The following is a 9,810-nucleotide window of genomic DNA, read 5'->3' on the forward strand; positions in this document are numbered from 1 at the left end:
GTGTCGCGACAGGCTCGACCGGCGTCTCGGCCGGCGTCGGATCAGCTGACCCGGCGGCGGTAGGAGACGATCGCGAAGACGTAGGCGACCACGAAGATGCCGACCAGCCAGGCGAGAGCGACCCAGATGTCGTTGCCGACGGGCTGCTCGGCGAACAGGGCCCGGATGGAGTTGACGATGGACGTCACGGGCTGGTTCTCGGCGAACCAGGCGACCGGGCCCGGCATCGTGTCGGTCGGCACGAAGGCCGAGCTGATGAACGGCAGGAAGATCAGCGGGTAGCTGAAGGCGCTCGCGCCGTCGACGGTCTTCGCCGAGAGGCCCGCGATGACGGCGAGCCACGTCAGGGCGAGGGTGAACAGGACGAGGATGCCTGCGACCGCGAGCCAGGCCCCGAACGACGCCCCGGTGCGGAAGCCCATGGCGAACGCGACGCCGATGACGATCGCGAGCGAGGCCAGGTTCGCCACGAGCGACGTGAGGACGTGTCCCCACAGCACGCTCGACCGCGCGATCGGCATCGACTGGAACCGCTCGAAGATGCCGCCCTGCATGTCGAGGAACAGCCGGTACGCGGTGTAGGCGATCCCGGAGGCCACCGTGATCAGCAGGATGCCGGGCAGCATGTAGTTGATGTACGACTCGTCGGACCCGGTGTTGATGGCGCCGCCGAAGACGTAGACGAAGATGAGCATCAGCGCGATCGGCGTCACCGCGGTGGTGATGATCGTGTCCGGGCTCCGCAGGATGTGACGCAGCGACCGACCGGTGAGGGTGCCGGTGTCGGCGAGGACGTGGGTGGTCATCGGGATTCCTTCTCGGTACCGGTCGTGCCGACGAGCGAGAGGAAGACGTCCTCGAGGGACGGCTGCTTCTCGACGTACTCGACCTGGGCGGGCGGGAGGAGCTGCTTGAGCTCGGCGAGGGTGCCGTTCTGGATGATCGTTCCCTGGTGCAGGATGGCGATCCGGTCGGCGAGCTGCTCGGCCTCGTCGAGGTACTGCGTGGTGAGCAGCACCGTGGTGCCGCCCTGGGCCAGCTTCTTGACCGTGTCCCACACCTCGATGCGCGCCTGCGGGTCGAGGCCGGTGGTGGGCTCGTCGAGGAAGATGATCGGCGGGTCGCCGATGAGGCTCATGGCGATGTCGAGCCGACGGCGCATGCCGCCGGAGTACGTGCCGGCGCGCCGGCCGCCCGCGTCGGTGAGCGAGAAGCGGTCGAGCAGCTCGTCCGCCACCGCGTGCGGGTTCGTCAGGTGGCGCAGCTTGGCGACGAGCACGAGGTTCTCGCGGCCGGTGAGGATCTCGTCGACGGCGGCGAACTGGCCGGTGAGGCTGATCGACTCGCGCACGTCGCCGGGCTTCGCCGCGACGTCGAACCCGTGCACGACGGCGGTGCCGGCGTCGGCCCGCAGGAGCGTCGACAGGATGCGCACCAGCGTGGTCTTGCCGGCGCCGTTGGAGCCGAGCAGGGCGAAGATGCTCCCGGCGGCGACGTCGAGGTCGACCCCGCGCAGCACGTGCAGCTCGCCGAACGACTTCTCGATGCCTTGGACGTGGATCGCCGGCCCGCGGGCCTGGTCGGTGGTCATGCTGTTCCTCCTTGGTCGTGTCTCTCGCGGTGTCAGGGCCGGCGGACGATGACGTCGCCGAACCCGGTGCTGGCGTGGATCTCCGCGGTGGCCTCGTCGTCGACGGGCCCCTCGGTGGGGGTGAGCTGGTTGCGGACCGTGCCGTGCTCCGAGGCGAGGTCCAGGTAGGCGGCGGTGCCCTGCGGCACCCCCACCTCGATCGAGCCGAACGAGGTCGTGAGCGTGGCGCCGCCGGACTCGAGGTTGTTCACGCGGATGCCGCCGTGGGCGGACTTCGCGGTGACGGTGCCGCGCACCTGGCTCACGACGATGTCGCCGTGGGCGCCGTGCACCTCGAGGGCGCCCGTGACGGAGCCGACCGTGGTCGTGCCGTTGGAGGCCCGGACCGTCACCTCGCCGGCTGCCTCGCCGACGCGGACGGAGCCCGCGCTGACCTTGATGTCGGCGGGGCCGGAGACGCGGTCGACGACGACGGAGCCCGCGGACGCCTTGACGTCGAGCCGCTCCACCACGTCCAGCCGGACGTCGGCGACCGAGGCCGCCATCTCGACGGCGCCGAGCGCCCCCTCCGCGTACACGGAGCCGGTCTTGCCGCGCAGCGACGAGCCCGTGGGCAGCTCGACGGAGATGTCGGCCGTGCCGGCGGCGAACGGCAGCACGAACTGCTTCCACGAGCCGGGGTAGGTGATCGCGATGGTGTCACCGTCGCGGTCCACGCGGATCTGCTCGGCGGCGCGGACGCTGCCGGACTTCCGGGGGTCCGACGGGAGGACGGTGACGACGACGTCGTCGCGCTCGGAGGCGACCACGTGCAGGTTGGCGAACGGCACGTCCACGACGAGCGGGACGGGCTGGGTGACGGCGAAAGTGGGCATGACGGGGCTCCAACGGTGGTGTCGTTGTGGTGTCAGTGCTGGGGTCTGGGAGACGAGGTGGCGTGGCGCGGGTGGTGCGGTCAGCGCACCCAGCCGGTGATGCGGCCGGGGCTCTGGCCCGTGCTGCGCTGCTGCGACCGGGCCTGCGCGGCAGGCCGGCCGGGCTGCTCGAGCGCGGCGGCGACGGCCCGCACGAGCCACGTGTTGACGGAGACGCCGTCGCGCGCGGCGGCAGTCTCGGCCTGCGTCTTGAGGTGGTCCGGCAGACGGAGGGTGGTGCGGGTGGTGGAGCCGCCCTCGAGGTCGACGCTCACCGAGAAGCCCGGGCCGTTCGCCTCCAGGGTCGAGCCGGACGAGGGCGCGGACGCCGGCTCGGTCGGCGTGGTCGGTGCGGTGACGACGAACTCGGGCGAGCCGCCACGGAGACGGATGTCGACCGAGCCGGGGGCCAGCTCGGCGGAGATCTCCCCCGCCGCGTCCGCCAGCGCCTCGAGCAGCACCAGCCGGGCGGCGGCGTCGAGCGGGGCGGTCAGGCGGGAAGCCAGCTCCCGCGCCTCGTCCCCGCCGGCGGCGGCTGCGGTGCCGAGCTGCTGCTGCAGCTCGTCGACGTATCTCGTGAGGTCCATGGCTCCACTATGACACCACGATGGTGTCACCGCAAGCCCTTTGACGTCATTTCTGGTGTCAGATCTGACGCGCCTTGGCGTCACAGCCCCGCGTGGGGGCGTCGTCGCAGGTCAGGGGTGGTGCTCGCGCAGGATGCGCACCGCCCTCGGCCCGACGCCGTGCAGGGCGAGGAGCTCGGCGTCGGTTCGCGCGGCGACCTCGGCGAGGGTCGTGACACCAGCGCCGGCGAGGGCCCTCGTGGCCGGGCGGCCGATGGCGGCCGGCAGGTCGCCCACCTCCCCCGGCTCGGCGACGTCGGCCGCCGCGAGCGCGGCCGTGAGCCGGCGCGGCGCGCGGGCGAACCAGGCGCGCCGCACCCAGTGGTTGAGCTGCTGCCCGTCCAGGGCGGCGAGCGGGAGCCGAGCCCCGAGCAGCGTGGTGCCGCGCATCAGCGGCTCCGCCCCGGCGACGGCGGCCACGGCGGCGTCGACGTCGTCCGGCGCGAGGTGCAGCTGGACGACGCCGTCCCGCGTCACCGACGCGAAGCCCTTGTCGCGCACGGTGAAGGACACCATGCCGAAGTGCGTGCCCTCCGCCGTCTCGGGCAGGGCGAGGGCGGCCTGGCGCAGCTGGGCGACGGTCGTCATCCCGTCACCCTGCCACGGCGGTTAGCGTGGCGTCGTGACCAGATCCCCGCAGGGCCCCGACGCCGCCGCGCGCGGCGTGCGCCTCTTCGACGACGTCCGCCCCGACGAGGCCGACCGCGCCTACCTGCCCGGCATGAGCAGCGCCTGGAAGATGCCCTGGTACGACGTGCAGAGCTGGTGGCGCCGCGCCGGGCGGCTGCACCGCCGCACCGTGGAGCTCGCCGGGATCGCGCCCGGGCAGCGGGTCCTCGACGTCGGCTGCGGCACCGGCAACCTCTCGCTCGCGGTGCTCCGCGCGGTGCCCGACGCCGCGGTGACCGGCCTCGACCCGGACGGCTCCGCCCTGCGTCGCGCGGCGCGCAAGGCGCGACGGCGGCGGGTGGGGCGGCGCGCGGGGGGGCACGGCTCGCTCACTCTGGTGCGGGGCTTCGCCGACCGGCTGCCGGCCCCCGACGCCGGCGTCGACCACGTGCTCTCCTCGCTCGCCCTGCACCACGTGCCGATGGACGAGAAGCGCCGGTTCGCCGCCGAGCTCGCGCGCGTGCTGCGCCCCGGCGGCACGGTCACGATCGCGGACCTCGACGCGCCCGGGCACGACGACGGTCACGGGCACGGGCACGGCCAGGGGCACGGCGGGCACGGTCACGACGGTCACGGCGGACACGGGCACGGCGGGCGTGGTCACCACCACGAGATCGGGGCGAACCAGCACCGGGAGGACAACGCCGACGGCGGCATCCAGCGCCTGCTGACCGACGCCGGGCTGACGGACGCGCGGGAGGTCGGGCGCGCGACTTTCATGGACACGCCCGTGATGTGGGTGCAGGCGCGCCGCCCCTGAGGCCGTTCACCGGCGACCGGCTCACGACCTCCCGGCGTCGGCCTCGGCGGCGACGAACTCCGGCGGCGGGGCGAACTGCGAGAGCACGAGGTCGGCGCCGAACGGGTCGCGGATCGTCGCCTCCCGGGTCCACTCGGTGTCCTCGGTCGCGTGCACGACGGCGCCGGCCCGCTCGGCGGCCTCGGCGGCGGCGTCGCGGTCGGCCACGGCGAACACGACGGACCAGTGCGCCGGCCCGTCGGCGGGCAGCACCCCCGCGACGACGTCCGAGAACCCCGGCGGGACGAACTCCTGCCGCTCGTGGATGGCGGGGTCCACGGTGCGGGCCAGGTGGTCGCCGTACCCGGGCACGCGCGCCATGCCCGCGCCCAGGTCGTCGCTGCGCTCCCAGCCGAGCAGCGGCCCGTAGAACCGCAGCGCCGCGTCGACGTCGGGGGTGAGGAGGTTGCTGAAGTTCCAGGTGCCGGGCTCGTTGACGCGCTGCGCACCCGCGCGGGTGCCGGCCTGCCAGAGCCGGCTGGGTGCGCCCTCCGGGTCGACGATGCGCGCCATCCACCCCGCGGCCTGCCCGGGCGGGCCCACCTGCTGCGGGGGCGAGCTCACCACACCGCCCAGCTCGGCGACGCGAGCCGCTGCCGCCTCGAGGTCGTCGACGGCGAGGTACGTGTGCCACGCGGGCTCGCCGTCGTACCCCGGGTCGGGTGTCGCGACGGCCGCGATCGCCGTCGCGTCGGTGCCGTCCCACGACGCCACGGCGTACCGCCCGGGCGCGCCCGGTGGGAGCTTCTCGGTGAACCGCCAGCCGAACAGCGCGCCGTAGAACGCGAGGGCGGCATCGACGTCCGCGGTCTCCAGGTCGATCCAGCTCGGGGTCCCGTGCGGGTACGTCCGCTGTGTCATCTCCCCAGGCTGCACCGGCCCACCGACACCTCGCCCGGCGACACCGACCGTTCATCCACAGGTCGCCCCACCCCTCTTCCGCCCGCGCCGCCGGCTCCCTACCGTGACGTCATGACCGCTCACCGCATGCTCGCCCGACGCCGCGCCGTCCGCCGCCCGACGGTCGCCCTCGCCGCCGCGATGTCCCTCGGCGCAGGCCTCGCCGTGGCGCCGCTCGCCGCGAGCGCCCACGACGGGCACGGGAGCCACGGGCATCCCCACGACCGCTCGCTGCGCGTGGCGACGTACAACCTGTCGCTGAACCGCGCGACGGAGGGCGAGCTGCAGGCCGACCTGGCCACGGGCGACGACCCGCAGGCCCGCACGGTCGCGGAGGTGATCCAGCGCGCGGACCCGGACGTCGTCCTGCTCAACGAGTTCGACTACGACGCCGCCCACTCGAGCGTGGACCTCTTCCGCGAGAACTACCTCGAGGTGCCGCATGGCGGCGCGGACCCGGTGCGCTACCGCTACGCGTACACCGCGCCGTCGAACACGGGGATCCCCAGCGGGTTCGACCTCAACGACGACGGCACGTTGGGCGGCGACGACGCCTTCGGGTTCGGCGAGTTCGAGGGCCAGTACGGCATGGTGGTGCTGTCGAAGTACCCGATCGACACCCGGAACGTGCGCACGTTCCAGCACTTCCTGTGGAAGGACATGCCGGGCGCGCTGCTGCCGGACGACCCGACGACGCCGGAGCCCGCGGACTGGTACTCGCCCGAGGAGCTCGACGTCGTGCGGCTGTCCAGCAAGTCGCACTGGGACGTGCCGGTGCGCGTGAGCGGGCGGACCGTGCACGTGCTGGCGTCGCACCCGACGCCGCCCACGTTCGACGGCGCGGAGGACCGCAACGGCCGGCGCAACCACGACGAGATCCGGTTCTGGGCGGACTACGTCACGCCCGGCAAGGCGTCGCGGTACGTGTACGACGACGAGGGCCGGCGCGGCGGGCTGAAGCCCGGCGAGCGGTTCGTGGTGCTGGGCGACCAGAACGCCGACCCGCTCGACGGCGACTCGGTGGACGCGGCGATCGACCAGCTCCTGGACCATCCGCGGGTCACGGACCCGCACCCGACGTCGGACGGTGCGGTCGAGGCCGCCGCCCTGCAGGGCGGCGCCAACGCAACGCACCGGGGCGACCCCGCCCTCGACACGGCGGACTTCGCGGACACCGCGCCGGGCAACCTGCGGGCCGACTACGTGCTGCCGTCGAAGGACCTGCGCGTGCGCGACGCCGGCGTGTTCTGGCCGACGCGGTCCGACCCGCTGTCGCGGCTCACGGGCACCTACCCGTTCCCGTCGAGCGACCACCGGCTGGTGTGGGTGGATCTCCGCGTCGGCTGATCGCGCCCGCCCCGCGCCTGCGGCGCGGGGAAGGTGCCCGGGGAATCACCCGGGCTTCACCCTCGGCCACGCCCGCCGAGGGTGGCGAGCGCGCGGGAGCGCTCGCACGCTCGAAGGTGCTGTGCAGTCACCTGCCACCCACCGCCGAGCACTGGAGACCCCATGAGACGCGCCCTCACCGCGGCCGCCGCAGCAGCGACGGCGCTGCTGCTCGCCGCGACGCCCGCCGCCGCGCACGGCGGCAAGCCCTCGCCGAGACCGCCCACGATCACCGACCTGGCCACGGACCTGGTCTCGCCGCTCAGCGCCGCCGCCGGCGCGCACGGCACGTCGTACGTGACGCAGAACTTCGCCGGCCTGCTCACCGAGGTCGACCGGCGCGGGCGGACCTCCGTCCTCCACGCCTCCGCGAACGGCGAGGAGGTGGGCGGCGTCTCCTACCGCGACCGGACCCTCACCTTCACCGAGACGTCGTACGACGAGCAGGGCAACCCCGCCGGGTCGACCCTCCGCACGCTGCGGCTGGACCGGCACGGCGACCCGGCAGGGCCCGCCCGCACGGTCGCGGACCTCCGCGCGTATGAGAACGACCGCAACCCCGACGGCCGGGTCACGTACGGCTTCCGCAACCTTCCGGCGTCATGCCTCGAGCAGATGCCCGAGGGCTTCCCCGCCGAGTACACCGGCATCGAGGACTCCCACCCCTACGCGACCACGCGCGCCTGGCGCACGACGATGGTCGCCGACGCCGGCATGAACGCGATCCTCTCCGTGAGCGACCGGGGCCGGATCCGGACGGTCGCGGTGCTGCCGCCGCAGCCGGCCGTCGTCCCGCCGGAGGTCGTCGCGGCGTGGGGCCTGCCGGCGTGCGCCGGCGGACGCACCTACTGGTTCGAGTCGGTCCCCACCGACGTCGAGGTCGGCCCCTGGGGCCAGCTCTACGTCACCACGCTGCCCGGCGGTCCGGAGGACGACAGCCTCGGCGCGCGCGGCGCGGTCTACCGCGTCAACCCGCTGACCGGGTCGGTGCGCGAGGTGGCGGACGGCTTCGTCAGCGCGACCAACCTGGCCGTCTCGCCGCGCGGCGACGTCTACGTCGCCGAGATGTTCGGCGGCCGCCTCAGCCAGGTGAAGCACGGCGGCCCGCGCACGGTCGTCGAGGTGGGCGCACCGGGCGCCGTCGAGTGGTCGGACGGCGACCTGCTGGCCACGGCCGACGCGTTCAGCCCCGACCCCCAGGCCCCGCCCGCGGGCCGGCTCGTGGAGGTCGACCTGACCCGGTCGCACTGGCACGGCCACGGCCGCTGACCGGGCGGGGCTCAGCCGGCGGGGACCGCGACCTGCTCGCGCCCGGGCACCCCGTCCCAGACGCGGATGTCCTCGTACCGCACGCCCGAGAGTGTCCGGACGACGTCACGTGCCTCGTCCGTGGCGTCGTCCGGGTCGCCGCCGGCCCGCAGGCGGTCGAGCTCGTCGACGAGCCGCGCGTGGGTCTGCCGCGTGAGCCGGAAGGTGCGCGCGACCACCAGGGCGGCGCCGATGAGCACCGCGACGCCGAGGGAGAGGATCACGACGATCATCGTCTGCGCGCCGGCGGGCTGCACCGTCTGGCCGTCGACGTAGCCGGACGCCTCGAGGAACACGCCGGCGAGCATCGTCGCGACGGCGACCGTCGACTTCCGGACGAACGTCATCACCGCGGCGAAGACGCCCGCGCGCTTCTTGCCGGTGACGACCTCGTCGATGTCCGGGACGAACGGGAACACGTTCCAGGGCACGAAGACGAACACGGCCCGGCCCACCTGGTAGACGACGCCGAGGATCATCAGCCAGACCAGCGGGTTCGCCGGCGAGAGCGTGGCGACCGCGTACCAGCCCAGCGACGTCGCCAGGACGACCGAGAAGCCGATCGTCCACAGCGACCGCGGACTGATCCGCGTGATCAGCCAGCCGGCGAGCACGGTGACGAGGATGCCGACGAGGCTCATCGACTGGATCGTCCCGGCCGCGGCGGCCGTGAGCCCGACCACCGACACCACGTAGTACACGAACACCGTGCTCCAGGTGTCCATGGCCGTGAACGACAGCAGGTAGATCGCGAGGTGCTTGCGGAAGGTCTTGATCCGCAGCGTCGACAGGTACTGGCGCAGCACCGTGGTCAGGCTGATCCGCTCGCGCTCGGCGGCGGGCACCTCGTCGCGCGAGACGAACGTCTCCCAGGTCGTGCCCCAGCTGATGAGGATCGCCGCGACGAAGACCGCCGCGAAGATGATCCCGTTGACGAGGAACGGCGTCGGCGAGTCCTCGCCCAGGGCCTTGAACAGCTCGGCCGGGACGAAGGTCGCCAGGAAGGTCGCGAGCCCGGAGATCACGAGCCGCGCCGTCGACATCTTGGTGCGCTCGTCGTAGTCGGTCGTCATCTCGTTCGGGAGCGTCTCCCACGGGATGAGGACGAGGGCGATGACCAGCTCGAACATCAGGTACACCGCGAGGTAGTACCAGTACCCCATGCCCGCCACCCACAGGAGCGCGAACGTCACCATCAGCGGCGCGCCCACCAGCATGAGCAGGTGCCGGCGCCCGAACCGCTGCCCCAGCCGGGTGCGGTACAGCTCGTCGGTGAGGTGGCCCAGGGCGAGGCTGACGACGGCGTCGACGACCTTGGCGATCGCGAGGATGGACGCGGCCTGCACCGCGTTGAGCCCGCCGTACGTCGTGAGGAAGAACAGGAGCCAGGCGCCGATGATGGCGAGCGCTCCCCCGCCCATGAGGTCGGTCATCCCGAACGTGATCGCCCGGCCGATCCCGATCGTGCCGCGGGGCGTGTAGACGCGGCGGTGGCGGTGCTCGTCGTGCATGGTCGTGCCTCTCGGTTCTTGCGTCGTTGCTCGAACTCGCACCGCGGGCCGGTGCGTCGTCGCGGGCCGGGCTCGCCGACCGCGCGCCCGCCGGGCCGGTCGGGAC

The 9,810-nt window shown here is 73.5% G+C and carries 10 protein-coding genes; 3 read left to right on the forward strand and 7 right to left on the reverse strand.

The genetic code is table 11. From position 1 onward, the window contains the following. Nucleotides 1–41: 41 nt before the first annotated feature. The 5 genes from ACFUVW_RS16635 to ACFUVW_RS16655 form a co-directional block, all read right to left on the reverse strand. Nucleotides 42–806: an ABC transporter permease gene (locus ACFUVW_RS16635; protein WP_430572431.1), complete on the reverse strand. Its 765-nt coding sequence runs from the start codon at nt 804–806 to the stop codon at nt 42–44. Beyond that, on the reverse strand, nt 803–1,591 hold the full coding sequence (locus ACFUVW_RS16640) for an ABC transporter ATP-binding protein (RefSeq protein ID WP_430572432.1): 789 nt from the start codon (nt 1,589–1,591) through the stop codon (nt 803–805). The genes ACFUVW_RS16635 and ACFUVW_RS16640 overlap by 4 nt, the downstream gene beginning before the upstream one ends. Before the next feature lie 32 nt (nt 1,592–1,623). Beyond that, nucleotides 1,624–2,466 (reverse strand): DUF4097 domain-containing protein, encoded by an 843-nt coding sequence (locus tag ACFUVW_RS16645; protein WP_430572433.1) that lies wholly within the window; start codon nt 2,464–2,466, stop codon nt 1,624–1,626. A gap of 80 nt (nt 2,467–2,546) precedes the next feature. Beyond that, complete coding sequence (locus ACFUVW_RS16650) at nt 2,547–3,092, reverse strand: histidine kinase (protein ID WP_430572434.1); 546 nt, start codon at nt 3,090–3,092, stop codon at nt 2,547–2,549. Nucleotides 3,093–3,203: 111 nt separating this feature from the next. Continuing rightward, nucleotides 3,204–3,719: a hypothetical protein gene (locus ACFUVW_RS16655; protein WP_430572435.1), complete on the reverse strand. Its 516-nt coding sequence runs from the start codon at nt 3,717–3,719 to the stop codon at nt 3,204–3,206. 34 nt (nt 3,720–3,753) lie between these two features. Here ACFUVW_RS16655 and ACFUVW_RS16660 point away from each other — a divergent pair, with 34 nt between their 5' ends. Further along, nucleotides 3,754–4,560 carry a class I SAM-dependent methyltransferase gene (locus tag ACFUVW_RS16660; protein WP_430572436.1) on the forward strand — a complete coding sequence of 269 codons (807 nt, stop codon included), beginning with the start codon at nt 3,754–3,756 and terminating at the stop codon, nt 4,558–4,560. Nucleotides 4,561–4,581: 21 nt separating this feature from the next. Here ACFUVW_RS16660 and ACFUVW_RS16665 read toward each other — a convergent pair whose 3' ends face one another. After that, on the reverse strand, nt 4,582–5,460 hold the full coding sequence (locus ACFUVW_RS16665) for a VOC family protein (protein WP_430572437.1): 879 nt from the start codon (nt 5,458–5,460) through the stop codon (nt 4,582–4,584). Between the two features lie 111 nt (nt 5,461–5,571). Between ACFUVW_RS16665 and ACFUVW_RS16670 the strand changes: the two genes are divergently transcribed. Both ACFUVW_RS16670 and ACFUVW_RS16675 read left to right on the forward strand, forming a co-directional pair. After that, nucleotides 5,572–6,846 (forward strand): endonuclease/exonuclease/phosphatase family protein, encoded by a 1,275-nt coding sequence (locus ACFUVW_RS16670; RefSeq protein ID WP_430572438.1) that lies wholly within the window; start codon nt 5,572–5,574, stop codon nt 6,844–6,846. Between the two features lie 162 nt (nt 6,847–7,008). Then, nucleotides 7,009–8,154: a ScyD/ScyE family protein gene (locus ACFUVW_RS16675; protein ID WP_430572439.1), complete on the forward strand. Its 1,146-nt coding sequence runs from the start codon at nt 7,009–7,011 to the stop codon at nt 8,152–8,154. Between the two features lie 11 nt (nt 8,155–8,165). Here ACFUVW_RS16675 and ACFUVW_RS16680 read toward each other — a convergent pair whose 3' ends face one another. Further along, nucleotides 8,166–9,704 (reverse strand): MFS transporter, encoded by a 1,539-nt coding sequence (locus tag ACFUVW_RS16680; protein ID WP_430572440.1) that lies wholly within the window; start codon nt 9,702–9,704, stop codon nt 8,166–8,168. Between the last annotated feature and the right edge of the window lie 106 nt (nt 9,705–9,810).

The sequence above is a fragment of the Isoptericola sp. NPDC057391 genome (assembly GCF_042668085.1).
In the GTDB taxonomy this organism is placed as follows: Bacteria; Actinomycetota; Actinomycetes; order Actinomycetales; family Cellulomonadaceae; genus Isoptericola.